The sequence below is a fragment of the Paenibacillus sp. BIC5C1 genome (assembly GCF_032399705.1).
Classification (GTDB): domain Bacteria; phylum Bacillota; class Bacilli; order Paenibacillales; family Paenibacillaceae; genus Paenibacillus; species Paenibacillus taichungensis_A.
In genome coordinates this window covers 4,054,479-4,071,579 of the sequence record NZ_CP135922.1, presented here as the reverse complement: position 1 = coordinate 4,071,579, position 17,101 = coordinate 4,054,479, and the positions used below count along the sequence as shown (strand labels likewise).

The window sequence follows — 17,101 nt, the reverse complement described above, 5'->3', positions numbered from 1 at the left end:
GGGTAACAATAACAGAAATAGCTTATAGCCGATAAACCAACAACCAGCAGGCTTCCATATGGAGGCTTGCTGGTTGTTGGCGTCCGGTCATTTAGTTCGGGTAAGGATTACGTCTTTGCTTAATGATGTAGTTAAAGCTGAAATGTATTTAAACCTACTCTTGAGCTGCCTCTAGTTCAGCAATTTGTGCTTTGTATTGCTTGAGAAGGTCGGCAAGGGAAGTCTTGATTGCAGCTTCGTCCTTAGCTGTTACGGCATTATTCAAATTGCTTTGTGCTAAGAAGAATGCACTGGCAGCTGTAGTACCGCTAAATTGAAGACTTTCAGCATTTGCTATAACCGCGCTTGTTGTTCCGGTTGATTTTTCGTCAAGATTCAGCGGGCTGACGGCAATTGGCACTCCAGATTCTGCATTCTCAACTAATCCTTTCAGATCTGAACTGCTTGTGGTAATGGAGAAAGACAAGGTGTTCTTATTTTCGGAATTAGGTAATTTTTCGGCTTTTACACTCTCAACTGACGTAAGTTTGCCTTCCTCAAGCTTTAAGGCCTGCATTTCTTTGATCTCACCTGGTTTGGCGTTCTCGGAAACTTTCTTCCATTCATCAGAGTCTACGTCAACAGCAACCAAAGTGGCCATTACTCGGGATGTATAGTTTTGTGAAAGCAGTTTATTGTAACGGGCCAGCGTTTTTTCCCATTCGCTTACTGTTTCTGGCGCGTACTTTTTGGCCTGCTCCACTGGATTAGCCAATGTAAAGGTCGCAATGGCGGATTTCGCTTCTTGCAAGGTAGCAGTTCCTTTTGTAACAGCATTTGTGTTAGCGGCGCTGTCGGCATTCGCGACAATCGGTGCGGAGATCGCAGTGAGCAGTAGGGCGGACAGGGCAACATTTCTGAATTTGAAACTGTAGTTCATTTCGTAACACTCCTTATGGTTTGGTTTGTCTTACAGTTATCAATTTACCGAAGGAGTGTGGCACAATATTGGTGTAATTGTGGAAAAACAATGGCAAAGCTCTTTCCATATATATACCTTTGGTATACTCACTATAGAGAAAAGTACAGGAGGCCCCGTTCATGAATAACGATTACCTCATCGCGGTTGTAGACGATGACGAGAATATACGCACACTGATTCAAGCTTATTTGCACAAAGAAAACTATCGAACAATAGGCCTTGCTAATGCCGAGGATGCCTGGTCTTTATATAGAATAAGTCCGCCGAGCATGTGGGTGATGGACATTATGCTGCCCGGAATGGACGGCTATGAATTGTGCAAACGCATCCGTAATGAAGGAGAGGTACCTATTATTATGATCTCGGCGAAAGATAATGAGGTGGACAAAATTCTTGGTCTTGAACTGGGCAGTGACGATTATCTGGTGAAGCCTTTCAGCCCCCGTGAGCTGGTAGCCCGTATCAAGCGGCAGCTGGAACGTTGGATTAGACTTACCGGTACGGAAGAAAGAGCTGTTGTAAGCGAAGCGGCGACGCCACGAATCGATATGGGGGAGCTTCAATTAATGTTGGAAGAGAGGCGGGCGTTATGGCGAGGGGAAGAAGTGGACCTGACCAGCAAAGAGTTCACCATGCTCAAGGTACTGGCTGAACATCCAAATCGTGCGTTTACGAGGGACGAGCTGCTCAGTTTTGTCTGGGGAGAAGACTATTTTGGCAGTGACCGTGCCGTGGATCATTTAATTAAGCGGATTCGCAAAAAGATTGAGGAACTTCCCGTCGAGTCGGTATGGGGACACGGGTATCGTATGCGTACAGATCGGAGTGAAATGTAATATGAAACTTGTTCATCAAATTAACCTTGCGTTCGGATTGTCACTGGTTCTAATTCTCTCCGTCACGGCCGTTTTACTTCATTACGTGCTGCTGGATCATTTCATTGGGACAGAGAAAAATGATCTCAAGACGTTAAGTGCAGCGATGTCTGCTTCTATAACGAAAACGGGAGATCTCACAATGAGTCCTGTACTTACCACTGGAACTGCTGTCACGATGCCTAATTCAAACATTACGGGAATGCAGTCCGTACAGTTGGTAACGGGAGAGGCTATGAGTGCTCCTTCAACACTCATTCCTGCGGATGTTGAAGCCTTTGTCACTGATTTTAACGGAAATGTGCTGTCGGGGACTTTGTCTGTAAGTGGTACAACCGGAATGGCGAGCAGTAACACCTTGACTGAAGTCGTACCAGCAAACTTGTCGAAATACACAGCGGTCACTTCGTCCAGCATCAAGGACCTGTGGAAGGGAACGGATGGACGTTATGTGATGGATGTCAGTCCCATCCCCCAAGGAACACTGACTCTGTTGACTCCTATGAGCAAGATTAAAGCTATCGAACAGGCGCTTCTGGGTCGTCTCATCCTGGTGATCTGTATTGTTGGGGCCATTATGTTCCTGCTCAGTTTGTTTATTACGAAAAGGCTGATTCAGCCATTGATGAATCTGAAGCAGGAACTTAAGAAGGTCAAACAACGTCATTTCACGGATGTTCAGCTGGTCAAGGCTGGCGGTGAGATTGGAGCTGTGGCACAGACGGTATACGAGATGGCTGGTGAACTGAACAGGTTCAATGAGGTGCAGAAGCAGTTTTTCCAGAATGCTTCTCATGAGCTGAAGACCCCTCTGATGTCCATTGCAGGCTATGCGGAGGGCATTCGAGATGGAATCTTTGAAGGGGAGAATGTCCGTAAAGGACTGGACGTGATCCTGGGGGAGAGTGGCAGATTAGGAAAGATTGTCACCGAAATGACGCTGCTTGCGAAGCTGGATAGCGAAGAGGATATCTTCAAACCTTCCAAAGTCAGTCTGAACGAATTGTTGAAGGAAACGTCCGAACGAGTCAATCCGCTGCTTGTAAAGAAAGGACTAACACTCCATATCGCCTGCTCGGAGAATAAGGAGCTGTTCGTCATGGCTGATCAGGATAAACTGCTGCAGGCACTGCTCAACGTCGTGACGAACGCTGCAAGATACGCTATAGAAGAAATTCACATTACTGCAAACTTGGAAAAAGGAAAGATCGCGCTATCCGTCTCAGATGACGGTCCCGGCTTTCCGCAGGAGCTGTTGCCCACCTTATTCCACCGTTTTGTCAAAGGAAAAGACGGTGAGTCCGGATTGGGTCTGGCGATTGCCAGGGCCATTGTGGAACGGTGCGGCGGTCTGATTCAGGCCACCAACCGTAAGGAAGGAGGAGCTGTAATCTCGTTCGGCTTCCCTGCGGCTCAACATATCTGAAAGAAAAGGACGGCAACTATATCCTTCTAAGTTGCACCTAACCTCGAAGTGAGAGAAATAGAGGGAATGCTCGAAGGGGTTCGTGTCGCCAATAGCCAATATCAATGCTCGGCTTATTTTGCTTTGTGTTTACTCCGCTCTCCCTGCACTATAGGGAGAGCTTTTTTAAACTTTGGATTCGGATATGATGGATGGCATGCTGCAGATATCACAATATGGGTGCCTTGAATTCCTTATGGCAGCAGCGATTCCTTATTCATTGTCGCGTTTTTACGGAAATCTAGCGGAGCTTGATTATAGTATTTTTTGAACTGATGGTAGAAGTGGCTGACGTTCTCAAATCCCGCTTCCAGTGCAATCTCAAGCACGCGAAGCTCAGTCGTGAGCAGCAAGTTCTTGGCTACATTCAGCCGAAGCTGATTAATATACTCTGTTGGTGTCTGATTCAGATATTGACGGAAGGCACGGTTCACGTGACCAACGCTTCGACCTGACAATTCATAGAGGGCATGAAGACCACGATTCATGTTCTCTTTCAGTTGCATTTTGGAAATCGCATGCTCAAGCCACAGCGGGAGAATGGGTTGTTCAATGGTATCCAACTCAAAGAAATGCTGCGTAAAAATTTGAATAATCAGCCCTTTTGCGTATACGCGAGCTTTCTTCTTATCCACTGTGGAGAGCATCATAATCCGTTCAAAGCTGCGAACCATCTCTGTCATTTCTAACTGAGATAACATGGCAATCTGGGGAACGGGAGCCTGCAAGAGCCCTTGTGCATACTTCTGTTCATTCAAGTAGGCCAAAGCTTCTTCTATTACTGCGGATCGACAAGGGCTATTCAGAAAACGGCAGTCCTGAGTGCCTTCCGGCTCATAACGGTGAATATCGTCCGGTCGAATAAAGACAAGGCAGCCCGGCCTTAAATGCTGGGTTCTTCCATTGACGATATGTTGGCACTGCCCTTCACTTAGAATGAAGAATTCGTAAAAGTCATGGGTATGCTCAGGTGATACTTTCGATAAGGAATCGACCCAGAATGGATCTACGAGCAGGTCGGGATGGATGTGAGTAGACGCTGTGTATTTGATCATGGCTCGAACCTCTCCAATTATTGTTAATGTCAAAATAGCACACGAAATCCGTGAACACAACATAAGAAAGTATGGAGGCCTCTTGATAGAATGAAATAGATTACAAAGACATCAGGAGGTATCACAAATGTTGCTTATCGATCTCAATGGCAGCTGGCAAATGAAGAGAGTGGATCATGCCGAATGGATTCGGGCGACGGTTCCAGGCTCGGTCTTTAATGATTTGCTTCAAGCTGGACAAATGGAAGACCCTTACTACCGCGAGCATGAGCAAGCGGCACTTGAACTGTGCAATTATGATTATGAATACAAACACTCTTTTGAAGTGAGCGCAGCGGATCTTAAACACGACCAGATCATCCTGTTGTGTGAAGGGGTGGATACGATTGGCGAATTGTTTCTGAATGGAATGAATATCGCGAATGTAAGCAATATGCACAGTACTTATGAAATCGATATTACCTCCTTTATCAAACAAGGTGAAAATACCATACACATTATTCTGCGTTCCCCTGTGGAGTATGTACTGCGTAAACAAGCCGAGCGCCCGTTGATTAACTGCAGTGATGCAGTGGAAGGAATCTCCCATTTGCGTAAAGCACACTCCATGTTCGGTTGGGATTGGGGGCCACAATTACCTGATTTGGGAATCTGGCGGAATATCTCCATTCAAGGCTATAATCATGCCCGTTTGGAAGATGTCTACATTACACAGATGCATAGCGAAGGCAAAGTGACATTAGATGTTCGCGTAAGGGCATCTGGTTGGGTCGAAGAAAAGCGGGAGATCACGGTCACATTGGATACTCCTTCCGGGGAGACATTGAAAGGATGCACATCTGTCGTGAATGATGCGGATCATCATATCTTGATCGAAGTGGACCATCCCGAGTTATGGTGGCCGAATGGTCTAGGCAAACAGCCATTGTATCAGCTGAGCGTTACGCTTATGGAACAAGGCGTGGAACTGGATCGTGATGCTAAGCGCATTGGACTGAGAACATTAACTGTTAAACAAGAGCAGGATCAGTGGGGCGAGTCCTTCGAATTCGAAGTGAACGGTATATCCTTTTTCTCTATGGGTGCTGACTATATTCCGGAAGATAACATCTTGCCGCGCTGTAACCCAGGTCGGACAGAACGATTGATCAAGAGCTGTGCGCAAGCCCATTTCAATACAATTCGTGTCTGGGGTGGCGGACATTATCCGGAGAATTACTTTTATGATTTGTGCGACGAATACGGCTTGATTGTATGGCAGGACTTGATGTATGCCTGCGGTGTATATGAACTGACTGAGGAATTCAAGCAATCAATTACAAAAGAGACCATCGATAACATGAAACGCTTGCGTCATCATGCCTCATTGGGAATCTGGTGTGGAAACAATGAGCAGGAGATGGCTTGGGTTGAGTGGGACTGGGCGAAGAAAACATCCTTACAGTTACAAGCAGACTATATTAAGCAATACGAGGTATTACTTCCGGCTATAGCGAAGGAATATGATCCAAACACGTTCTACTGGTTAGCTTCACCTTCATCCAAAGGCAGCTTTGACAATCCAAACGATGAAAATTACGGAGACATGCATTACTGGGATGTATGGCATGGCAAGAAACCTTTTACCGAATTCCGCACATTGTACCCGCGCTACATGTCCGAATTCGGATTGCAATCCTTTCCGAATCACAAGACCATTGAGACATTTACATTGCCGGAAGATCGCAATATCTTCTCTCCGGTCATGGAATCTCATCAGAAGAATGGTACGGGTAATGAGAAAATTCTGTATTACATCGGGGAGACATATCGCTTGCCAAAAGATTTCAATTCTCTGTTATACGCTTCACAGCTCATTCAGGCTGAAGGTATCTCATGTGGGGTAGAGCACTGGCGCAGACATCGTGGTCGCTGTATGGGGGCACTGTACTGGCAGTTAAATGATTGCTGGCCTGTTGCTTCCTGGTCCAGTATCGATTACTTTGGTCGCTGGAAAGCATTGCATTATGCAGCCAAACGTTTTTTCGCGCCTGTTCTTGTATCGGCTCGGGAAGATGGTTCGAAGGTAGACCTTCACGTATCGAATGAGAGTAGGAGAGCTGTACAAGGAGAATTGAAATGGAGGCTCATGGATTCGCAATCCAATAAAATCGTAGCTTCTTCAAAAGTAATCGAATTGAAAGCGTTATCAACCTCATTGTTCGAACAGCTTGATTTCACTGAGATGCTCGATACAACTGCTAAGAAACGGAATACGTATTTACAGTTTTCCTTTGTGGTGGATAGTGAAGTTGTCAGCGAAGGTACGGTGTTATTTGTGAAGCCAAAGCATTTTGGTTTTGTTGATCCTGCAATTGAGACCACGATGATAGAAGAAGAGGATCGTTTTGTTATTACGGTTAATTCGAAAGCCTTTGCACGGTTTGTGGAACTGGATTTCAGTGAATTAGACGGTATTTTCAGTAACAATTATTTTGATTTGTCAGCAGGTGAAAGAAAGACCGTTTCTCTGAAGAAAGATGATCTCAACAAACCGGCATCCCTTGAAGAACTGCAATCACAGCTAATTGTACGCAGCGTATTTGATTTGTAAGTTGTTACTTCGCCTTTTCTGATCTTGCCAATCCAATCGATAGAAATCCGATCGTTGTTGTATGTTACCGCTTTCAATTGATCTCTATACTGATGGCAGAGGTGGTTAAATGATTGAACGACTGGCAAAATACCGTTGGCAATATGTAATGATTCTACCTGGTGCGATCCTGCTGCTTCTCTTCAGCTACATTCCGATGGTGGGCATCCAGGTGGCATTCAAGGATTTTCACATCGGCAGCACGATGTGGAGTAGTGAATGGGTTGGTATGGAAAACTTCTCATTCTTGCAAGATGAACAGTTCTGGATTGTGGTGAAGAATACTATTTACATTGCGATTCTCAAGTTTGTGTTCGGATTTCCAGCTCCTATTATTTTGGCACTGCTCATCAATGAGGTGAAAAATAACAAATACAAGCGGTTTGTTCAATCCGTTAGTTATCTTCCGCATTTCTTTTCGTGGATCGTGGTGGCTTACATTCTGCAATCCCTGCTGACGTTGGACGGCGGATTGGTCAATCAGTTGATAGAGAAGTTCGGAGGAGATTCAGTCTTTTTCTTGGGATCCACGGAGTGGTTCCGGCCCATGATCGTAGTGAGCGGTCTATGGAAGGAGGTAGGCTGGAATACAATCTTGTATTTGGCGGCAATTACAACGATTGACCCGCAGCTCTATGAAGCCGCTAGGGTGGAAGGAGCAGGACGGCTCGCACAAATTCGCAACATTACCCTGCCGGGTATCATGCCGACCATCTCCATCGTGTTGATTCTCAGTATGCCTGGATTGATTGCAGTGGGCATGGATCAAATCTATCCTCTGATGAATCCGGCTAATCAGCCAGTCGCGGATGTGCTAGACACATATATTTTACGCAATGGCTTGCAGCAAGGTTATTTTGGAATGGCCACTGCAGTGGGTCTCCTTTCATCAGTCATCAGTCTGGTGTTGGTACTATGTACCAATCAGATGGCGCGAAAGTTCAACGGAGAGGGGCTTTGGTAATATGAGAACTTCTATAAGGGAACGGGTGGGCCAGACAATTATTGTGTTTCTATTGGCACTTCTCTGTATCTCGGTAATCTATCCATTCACGTATATGCTCGCCGTTTCCTTAAACGTTGGCAGCGATGCCGCAAAAGGCGGTGTCTATCTGTGGCCCAGGGAGTTTACTCTGTACAATTACGAAGTTGTGCTTGGAAATTCGGTTATTCAACATGCCTACTTAATTACGATATCCCGAACAATCGTAGGCACTTTTGTCGGCTTACTCATCACACTTCTGGCGGCTTATGGCTTGTCCTATCGGCAGCTTCCTTTCAGGAAATCCCTCCTGGGATACGTGCTGATTACGATGCTCTTTAGTGGCGGATTAATCCCTTTGTATATCCAGCTTAATCACTTGTCATTATTAAACTCATTCTGGGTGTATATCATTCCGTCCGCTTTCTCGGCGTGGAATATGTTTGTGATGATGAAATTCATCCAGGGGATTCCGGAAGCACTGATCGAATCGGCTGAGATTGATGGCGCCAATCCGGTCCGCATTCTCTTCGTTATTATTATGCCGCTTTCGAAACCCATGCTTGCAGCCATTGGCCTTTTTACTGCAGTAGGGCACTGGAATGACTGGTTTTCTGGCGCATTTTATGTTTCAGATCAGAATCTGATACCGGTTCAAACGTTTTTGCAACAACTGCTGTCTGCCCAGGATATCTCGACTGTCCTCGGATCCAACAATAATCAGGAAGCGCTTGCCCGGGGCACTATGCTCTCTAACGTTACACTCATGTCCATCAAAATGGCGACAGTCATGGTAAGTGCGCTTCCAATCCTGTGTGTGTACCCATTCCTGCAAAAGTATTTTGTAAAAGGTGTGCTTATCGGCTCAGTAAAAGGATAACCCAATGAAAAATGAAGTAACAGAACGGGGTTTCTAATCCTATACAAATTCAAAATAACCGAGGGGGACACATGTGATGAGTTTACGTCAACAAAAGGGAAGAAAGCTGGCGCTATTATCCTTGGCTCTACTGATGTTTGGGATAACAGCATGCTCAAGCAGCAGTACGGAGAGCGGCAGCAGTTCTGCAAATTCCTTTAAGCTATGGCTGGGGTGGAATGCAACAATTAATAACCAAAGCATGGTCCAAATGTATTGGAAAGAAAAGGAGCCGGGCATAGACGTTCGGCTGGAGGCTACGCAGGGCGATGTAATGACCGAGCTGAACCTGAAATTGAATACCGGTGGTTTTGATGATGCAGCTCTGTTCTCACGTAGTGATGTCGTGACCACTGCGATGACGCGTTCGGGCAGCGTTCTTCCGCTGGAGCAATACTTTGATATGCCGGATAAATATCCTGGATTGGCCTCCATTCCGAAAATCTATCTGGATCAGATGAAAGCTTCGGACGGACATATCTATTCCATTCCGACATGGTTTGATCAAAATCCCGATGATCCTTGGCCTGGTTGGGCTTCCTATGGCTGGTTTGTCCGTACAGATGTACTGGAGAAAATCGGCATGACGATGGATGATCTGAAATCGTTGGATGGTATAGAGAAGTATTTGAGATTGTCGGCTAAGCAGAAAGATGCAAACGGGAAACCGTTGATTCCCCTTAGTTTTCTCTCTGACGCAAGCGATGAAAATGTCATCCTGAGTACATTTGGCGTTACGGTCAGCACAGCGGGCGGCGTCATTCCAGTAGAGAAGCAAGGTAATGACTATCAGTTTATCTATGACAATCCACAATATAAAGCGGCTTACCAATGGATGAACAACATGTTCCGGGAAGGGCTTCTGGATCATGAAGCGATTACAGACAAGAAGGAGCGATACAAAGAGAAAAACAAATCAGGACGTGTAGCCATGAATGCAGGTGGGTTCTTTAATATGGACGCCCAATTATGGGAGGTTCTTGATGGGCCAACCGATCCGGCATGGTACTATGATGTCATTCCCTATCCAAAAGTGGATGGCGTGAGTGAGATTGGCGCTAATCAGATTATCAATCCTTATCCTGCCAATGACGTATATATCAATAAAAATACTAAAAATCTCGATTCCATTCTTGCTTTCTTCGATTATACACTACAGCCCAAGCCTGAACAGCAGCAGGTGGTGAATGAAGGTCCGCCAGGAGTGTTCTGGGATTGGGTGGATAAACCGTTAGGAAAATGGGTGTACACGGACGAGAAATATAAATCCTTGCATGACTCTGGAGATCAGGCGAAGAAGGCAAGCACGACGCCAGAGCTTTACGCAACATCTTCCTATAGTAATGACTGGTATCCGTGGTGGAATTATGGGGTTACTGATCCGAAAGGAAGATTTAAAACGATCGAATTCACCGAAAAGATTGGCAAAATGGGTGGGACCCGGGTTGCTGAAAACTACGATATGGTGAAGGCCAAACCGGGCGGCTTATGGGAGAAATATTTGCCTGAACTTGATAATGTGCGAAAAGAGTACAAAGCCAAGCTGATTATGGCTAAGGATGACTCACAATTTGAACAGGCTTGGAGTGATTTCCAGGCTGCACTGGAAAAACGAGCACATTGGAGTGAGCTCAAACAGGAATGGCATGAGGAGCTTCAAGGCAAGCAGTAATTAGGAGACGGGGACTGTCGAACGTGACAGTTCCCGTTTGGTATAAAAAAGTATACAATATCACAAATTTTATCCTATAGAACAAAATTGTGCGTACTGTTTTCTGAAGGTCATATGGTTTATCATTGCCTTTGCAACTGAATATTGGATATTTTTGCGGAGGTCAGGAAATGAATAAATTTGACTCACATCTGGACTATACAAACATGTTTAAAGAAGACCAACTTACGCTCGGATTTATTTTCGATAGAGTCTTATTCCAATGTTCCAAGCTCTGGGGATGTGGGAATAGGTATGAATCATCTTGCATTCAACTTGAAATATGGAACACGACCGGTTGAAGAGGTGATTCAAGAATTAGGGCAGGAAGTGGTTCCATATTTCCCGGCGTTATCTAATAAATAGGTGCAATGTATGCATTTCGGTGCTAGACTACCAGTAAGATTAATTGTAAAGAAGGAGAGGAAAAGGATGATTAAACATTTAGGTCGCATTAATGAATTGGCGAAAAAAGAGCGTGAAGAAGGTTTGACCAATGCGGAACGAGTTGAACAACAAGTATTACGAGAGGACTATTTACGGGAAATTCGTGGGCAAGTTCTAAACACTTTTTCAGTGCTTACCATACTTGATCCAGATGGAAATGATGTAACACCGGACAAAGTACGAAACGAAAAGGGAATCAGTTTGTAAGGAAAATAAACGTTGTTGGAAGAACGAAAAGCCTCCGAGTATTCATTGACAGAAATGGTGTGGATAAATACACTTGTTTTGTAGTTGATTCCGTAGGATGCTTTTTATAAACTTTATAAATATTCATTATAAAGGTATTGTATAAAGTGAGTTTGGTTGATTCATGTATCGAAGTATTTATAATAGGAGTTGATAACATGACTGAAGAAGAACGTATTTTTAATGGGATCTTATTTAGCCCCGGCCATCCTGATCTTAAGGCTATTAAGCTTCGCTCTCACAATCTTAGTAGTCAATACAGTCGTACTTTTGAGGATCAAACGGAAGAACGCGAAGCATTACTCATGCAGATTCTGGGTCGAAAAGGAGAGCGTTGTTTTATGCAAGGGCCCATTTTCTTTCATTATGGCGTTCACACAGAAATCGGTAACCATTTTTTTGCGAACTATAATCTGACCGTCCAGGATGATGCTAAGGTTACCATTGGTGATCACGTCAGCTTTGGACCTAACGTAACCATTGTTACACCGGTTCACCCTTTCATTGCTTCAGAACGTCGACAAATGCTGGACCAAAACGGGGAACCTAAGTCGCTCTGTTATGCTAAACCTGTCACCATCGGAAATGATGTTTGGATTTCGGCCAACGTCACCGTATGCGGCGGTGTTACCATTGGCGACGGATGCGTCATTGGCGCTGGAAGTGTAGTGACCCAAGATATTCCTGAAGGATCTTTTGCAGCGGGTGTACCTTGCAGAGTCATTCGTCCAATCACAGAATCGGACAGCATGCGCTATAAACCAGAAGTTCTTGCTGATTGCAGCGTAATTGAATAAAAACACATAAATAAGAAACCGTTCCTAGACAAGAGGAACGGTTTTCTTATTTTGATTAGTAATTCGTTGATTAGGTGGAAAGCTTATTAACTGTTTTCTAATGCACTAGATTCTCTAAATCCGGCTGCAATTTGTTACGAAGAATATACAGCATGATGGCTCCAACAAGAAACGCGACAACATCGGCAATGACGAGTGACCATACAACCCCATGGAAGCCATTCAATCGGTTGGCGATATAGAGTACAGGAATCAGAGTAATTCCTTGAATGACTGACATAACAAATGCTGCGGTTCCTTGCGCTGTTGCTTGGAAGATCCCCACAAACAACGATGTCATTCCTGTAATGAACAAGGATAGGAACGTCACATGTAGAATGTAGCTACCCATTTCAATTAATTGCGGGTCATTCGTAAATAAACCAATTAAGTGGTCGGAAATCAAATAGACGATAACCCCGAACACAACAGCTAACGCCAAAATCGCTTTGATCGTGAATCCAATGGTATGCTTCATGCGTAATTTATTCGCTGTAAAAGAGAAGGCAATCAATGGCACAACTCCCTCACATAAGCCCATCAGAATAAACTCAGGAAATTGCAACAAACGTGATGAAATTCCGTACCCCGCTATGGCCTGATCTCCGTATTCGACAAGAAAATGGTTCAAAATGAGCGACATTGCACCCAAGAAGATACTCATAATAAAGACAGGAACTCCAATTTTGAAAACATTACTCATAATTTCCTTGGAAGCCTTGAACCATTTTACGGAGACAGTTAAGAATTGGCTTTTATATCCCATATGGAATGCGTAAAAAATACTGGCAACTAGGTTAGAAATGACCGTTGCAGAAGCAACGCCGATTATCCCCCAATGGAAGATGAAGATGACGATTGCATCAAGAATAATATTTACAACCACACTTAGAATCATACCGACCATGGATGTGATTGCTGCACCCTCCGAGCGCACGATGTTCTCCAGCGTGAAGAATAATATGACGAATGGTGAACCGATGAGCATAATCGTGACATAGTCTTTTGTAAATCCGAAGGATTCAGGCGTTGCTCCCAGGCTATGAACAATTGGGTCGATCAGCGGGAGGCCGATGGCTATTACGATAAGACCAAGAACTAAACTGCTGTAAAAAGCGAATGAGGAAACATGTTTTAGATCATCATATCTTTTTTCACCTAACAAACGGGAGATGAATGTACCGCTACCCATACCAATCAAATTGCCGAGCGCCATAATCACCGCGAATAATGGCAAGGTTAGCGCGAGTGCGGTTAACATGGCAGTATTGCCTAATGTACCAAGGAAATAGGCGTTCAGGATAGAATAGATGACACTCATCGACGTACCTAACATCATCGGTACAGCGAAGTGTGCTACGGCTTTTGCGATCGGTGCTTTTTCAAAATAATGGAGGTTTTCTGCATCCATGTGTGAGTCACTACTTTCTTCATTTATTTTTTGAAATGATTTGGAGTTCGAACGATATTCCAATTTTCAATCTAACAGTGTTAGCTTGTGCCTTACAGTGTTAGATGTTATCATGAACTTATGAACCTGTAAAGCATAATCTTACACTGTTAGATAAAAGGGCGGATACGGATGAAAAAACAACAGCCTCAGATTTCGGAGGATAAGATTTTGGAAGCCTCTTGGGAGCTTCTGGGGGATGAAGGCATTGAGAAATTCAGTATGAGGCGATTGGCCGATCGTCTGGGTATTCAAGCTCCTTCTCTGTACTGGTACTTTAAGAGCAAGCAGCATCTCTACCAGCATCTGGCCAACCAGATATCGAAAATGATCCTGAACGAATTCCAATCCGACGGGGACTGGAAGGTGCAAATGGAGGGCCTTGCAATATCGATACGGAGTGTACTCCGCCGTTATCCCTGCTCCACGCAGCTTATGATGCAGACCCTACCACATGAGCCGGACATGATTCGCTTCACCAACCGTATGCTTCTCTGCATGGAATCGACGCCACTTGAGCAAGAGCAGAAATTGCAAGCCGTTCTTACGCTTGTGAACTATGTTTTCTTCTTCGTTCTGGATAATTATGAGCATCAGCGCACGGTCTCCGTTATGACTAAGGACCAGGGAGAGCATCCGGGCGGGGAGATGATACAGCTTCTGGATTCCATGAGCGAAACAGAAGCAGGACTGTTCCGGAGAATGCACAAGGGTGGGCTGTTTGAGATGATGGGGAGCGATGGAGCGTTTGAGTTCGGCTTGAAGCTGATTTTGTCGGGAATTGAGCAGGTGATAAAGGAACAAGAAAATTAAAATGTCAAAAAACCGCACATCCGAATATCGGATTTGCGGTTTTTGATAAGGCTTATTTTTAAATTTTATATCGCACTGTTACCTTCAAAATCGAATTGATGACGCAGGAATACTCACAACAATTGTTATTAGAAAAACGTTTATAAACATATCCTTTTGAATTATTATTGGAACTACAGAGAATGAAAATAAGGAATTTGCACAAGAGGTTTTTATGAGAACGGTTACAGGATATATTGAAGGCAACATATATAAGGAGGACAGTTAGCGTACATGAGTTTATATCTGGAAATCCCGGAACTTGACAAAAGACTCCCATTTCGAAGCTTTATTCACCAAGGAGATGTGCTCTGTTATCCTCACTGGCATAAAGAAATTGAAATTATTTATGTTACCCAGGGAAGCCTGGATTTGGGATTGAATGACCAGGTAATCCGTCTGAAGCAGGGGGAAGTCCAATTCATTAATGGCGGTGACGTCCACTTTTTTTTGTCGTCCCCTGATAGTGAGCGAATTGTTATTCAATTTGATCTGAGTCTGTTCCAAGACGTATCAACACTAATTTACGATGATCGGTCGCTTCGTGACATTTTTACTGAAATAGAGCAATCCAGCAGGAACTGGCCTCGTGAAACGGCAACCAAGCTTCTTCCTCTTCTTCAAAACATAAGCACAGAAGATTACGAGCGCAAAGAGGGCTATGCATATATGATCAAGGCCAAACTTTACGAAATGTTGACTTTTATTCTGAGAGAAGTACCAAGGGGGAGTGAGAAACATCGACCCCAAATCTCGGAAAATATCCTGACTCCGACCAAAGAAATGCTATTAAAGCTGGAACGAATTTTTGAATATGTAGAAAGCCATTACCAGGAATCAATTATACTAAAAGACGTAGCCGACTATATAGGATTCAGCCCTTATTATTTCACTAAGTTTTTTAAGAAAAATACTGGAATGACCTTTGTAACTTTTCTAAATGAATATCGACTTAATAAAGCGAAATGGATTTTGCTCAATGAAAATTATTCGATTACCGAAATAGCAGAACAGGCCGGATTCAATAGCGTTAAGACATTTCATCACTTCTTCAAGGAAGCGACGGGCACATCGCCTTTAAAGTATCGCATGACAATATCCGGGAATAAAACAGCAAGAAAATAGGAAGATAGTCTTTTGTGAGACTTGTATGATAAGGGTATTAAACAAGTTGAGGTGCTATACATCTTGCATAAATCAAGGTCGCAGCCACTCATCTTTTTTACATAAAGTTTGCTGTGTGAAATCTAACATGTAGGCATATTCAAAAAGGGAAAGGACGATGAAAATGAATAACCGAATTTATAATATAGCAATTGTTGGCTTTGGGGGGATGGGCAGCTATCATTGCCAGTTAATTGAGCCTGTATCACAGGTTTCCGTAATTGGGGTATACGATACTGTTGAATATCGGATGGAATTGGGTAAGGAAGCCGGCTATAAAACATACGCAAATCTGGATGCTGTTCTAACAGATGAGCTGGTGGATATCGTTTTGATTGCTACCCCTAATGATGTTCACAAAGATATAGCAATTCAAGCTCTGCAGGCTGGTAAACATGTAATTTGCGAAAAACCGGTTACAATAACCAGCAAGGATTTTAATGATATCGTCAAGGTAGCGAACGAGGAGAAACGCGTGTTTACGGTCCATCAAAATCGTCGCTGGGATGACGATTTCCGGACTGCCAAGGACATCATCGATAAGAAGACATTTGGGGAGCTATTCCATTTGGAATCCCGGGTTCAAGGAGCCAACGGCATTCCTGGCGATTGGCGCCAGCTGAAGGATTACGGTGGAGGTATGCTGCTGGATTGGGGCGTGCATTTGCTGGACCAACTGCTACAGATTACAGATAGTCAAATTGAAAGTGTTTCGGCTAATTTGAGTTATATTTTGGGAACCGAAGTGGATGATGGTTTTACGAGTTATATAACGTTTAAAGATGGCCTGACAGCACTTATTGAAGTGGGAACGACCAATTATGTGAAGTTACCGAGATGGTATCTGAAAGGAACGGAAGGTACTGCAGTGATTAGGGACTGGGATTTGAGTGGAGAGATTATCACTCGAAATCCGGATGTTGCACATATAGAGCCGAAACCTATTCAAGCGGGGCAGGGATTGACCAAAACGATGGCGCCGCCGTCCGAACAGTCCACACTAAAGTTTGGAATAGAAAAGCCGGACTTGGAAGAGCAAAGCTTTTATGAAAATTTTGCCTCTGTTCTTGAAGGGAAATCTGAGATAGCAATTAAGAATGATGAAGTTCACAGAGTACTTGTACTGATTGAGACCATTTTTGAGGCAGCAGAGACCAAATCTGTGATCCATAGAAGTATTTAACACGCTTTCTGTTATTGCTGTAACTATCATAGATGCGTTAAAACATGTGAGCCGTCATAATGACGGCTTTTTGTCTGTTTAAATCCCCAATAAGTTTAATTATTGCCAAAAGAAGCTCCGCTCTATGATGAATCCCAATTGGTTTTTAATCGTCAAAGTCGCTATTTTAGCGGCTTTTTATTGTTTTATCTTACAAATCCATATCCGTCCTTGCGAGCAAGAGGTTGGTCGGTCATCCGTTAGAAAAATATCTAAATATTAAATTTACAACAAAATGTGACCAAATGCCGTCCTTGAGAGTGTTAGAGATATAAAGGAGGGCA

Annotated in this window: 14 protein-coding genes and 1 pseudogene; 12 read left to right on the top strand and 3 right to left on the bottom strand. The window is 43.9% G+C overall.

Features of this window, described 5'->3' with window-relative positions; genetic code table 11:
- Positions 1-154: 154 nt before the first annotated feature.
- Positions 155-919: a hypothetical protein gene (locus tag RS891_RS18080; protein ID WP_315792759.1), complete on the bottom strand. Its 765-nt coding sequence runs from the start codon at positions 917-919 to the stop codon at positions 155-157.
- A gap of 161 nt (positions 920-1,080) precedes the next feature.
- Between RS891_RS18080 and RS891_RS18075 the strand changes: the two genes are divergently transcribed.
- Both RS891_RS18075 and RS891_RS18070 read left to right on the top strand, forming a co-directional pair.
- On the top strand, positions 1,081-1,797 hold the full coding sequence (locus tag RS891_RS18075) for a response regulator transcription factor (protein WP_315792758.1): 717 nt from the start codon (positions 1,081-1,083) through the stop codon (positions 1,795-1,797).
- Between the two features lies 1 nt (position 1,798).
- The gene (locus RS891_RS18070) at positions 1,799-3,262 is read left to right on the top strand and encodes a sensor histidine kinase (RefSeq protein ID WP_315792757.1); all 1,464 of its coding nucleotides are present in this window, start codon (positions 1,799-1,801) and stop codon (positions 3,260-3,262) included.
- 233 nt (positions 3,263-3,495) lie between these two features.
- Here the strand turns inward: RS891_RS18070 and RS891_RS18065 are convergent, their stop codons facing one another.
- The gene (locus RS891_RS18065; protein WP_181586642.1) at positions 3,496-4,356 is read right to left on the bottom strand and encodes an AraC family transcriptional regulator; all 861 of its coding nucleotides are present in this window, start codon (positions 4,354-4,356) and stop codon (positions 3,496-3,498) included.
- A 127-nt stretch (positions 4,357-4,483) separates the two neighbouring features.
- Here RS891_RS18065 and RS891_RS18060 point away from each other — a divergent pair, with 127 nt between their 5' ends.
- The 7 genes and pseudogenes from RS891_RS18060 (at position 4,484) to RS891_RS18030 (ending at position 12,090) form a co-directional block, all read left to right on the top strand.
- Entirely contained in the window at positions 4,484-6,949 is a 2,466-nt protein-coding gene (locus tag RS891_RS18060; RefSeq protein WP_315792756.1) for a beta-mannosidase, read from the top strand.
- A 109-nt stretch (positions 6,950-7,058) separates the two neighbouring features.
- A complete protein-coding gene (locus tag RS891_RS18055; protein WP_113054360.1) occupies positions 7,059-7,952 on the top strand; it encodes an ABC transporter permease in 894 nt (297 codons plus the stop codon).
- Between the two features lies 1 nt (position 7,953).
- On the top strand, positions 7,954-8,850 hold the full coding sequence (locus RS891_RS18050) for a carbohydrate ABC transporter permease (protein WP_113054359.1): 897 nt from the start codon (positions 7,954-7,956) through the stop codon (positions 8,848-8,850).
- Between the two features lie 76 nt (positions 8,851-8,926).
- Positions 8,927-10,561, top strand: a complete 1,635-nt coding sequence (locus RS891_RS18045; RefSeq protein WP_315792755.1) for a type 2 periplasmic-binding domain-containing protein — start codon at positions 8,927-8,929, stop codon at positions 10,559-10,561.
- Positions 10,562-10,849: 288 nt separating this feature from the next.
- A pseudogene (locus RS891_RS18040) lies at positions 10,850-10,966 on the top strand (LLM class flavin-dependent oxidoreductase); the annotation flags it as partial.
- Between the two features lie 66 nt (positions 10,967-11,032).
- Complete coding sequence (locus tag RS891_RS18035; protein ID WP_076289250.1) at positions 11,033-11,254, top strand: DUF896 domain-containing protein; 222 nt, start codon at positions 11,033-11,035, stop codon at positions 11,252-11,254.
- A gap of 197 nt (positions 11,255-11,451) precedes the next feature.
- On the top strand, positions 11,452-12,090 hold the full coding sequence (locus RS891_RS18030; protein ID WP_315792754.1) for a sugar O-acetyltransferase: 639 nt from the start codon (positions 11,452-11,454) through the stop codon (positions 12,088-12,090).
- Positions 12,091-12,187: 97 nt separating this feature from the next.
- Here RS891_RS18030 and RS891_RS18025 read toward each other — a convergent pair whose 3' ends face one another.
- The gene (locus RS891_RS18025; protein ID WP_315792753.1) at positions 12,188-13,540 is read right to left on the bottom strand and encodes an MATE family efflux transporter; all 1,353 of its coding nucleotides are present in this window, start codon (positions 13,538-13,540) and stop codon (positions 12,188-12,190) included.
- A gap of 171 nt (positions 13,541-13,711) precedes the next feature.
- Between RS891_RS18025 and RS891_RS18020 the strand changes: the two genes are divergently transcribed.
- The 3 genes from RS891_RS18020 to RS891_RS18010 all read left to right on the top strand — a co-directional run bounded on the left by RS891_RS18020 (position 13,712) and on the right by RS891_RS18010 (position 16,778).
- Positions 13,712-14,392: a TetR/AcrR family transcriptional regulator gene (locus tag RS891_RS18020; RefSeq protein ID WP_315792752.1), complete on the top strand. Its 681-nt coding sequence runs from the start codon at positions 13,712-13,714 to the stop codon at positions 14,390-14,392.
- A gap of 273 nt (positions 14,393-14,665) precedes the next feature.
- The gene (locus RS891_RS18015) at positions 14,666-15,556 is read left to right on the top strand and encodes an AraC family transcriptional regulator (protein WP_315792751.1); all 891 of its coding nucleotides are present in this window, start codon (positions 14,666-14,668) and stop codon (positions 15,554-15,556) included.
- 157 nt (positions 15,557-15,713) lie between these two features.
- On the top strand, positions 15,714-16,778 hold the full coding sequence (locus tag RS891_RS18010; RefSeq protein WP_315792750.1) for a Gfo/Idh/MocA family protein: 1,065 nt from the start codon (positions 15,714-15,716) through the stop codon (positions 16,776-16,778).
- Positions 16,779-17,101: the final 323 nt, after the last annotated feature.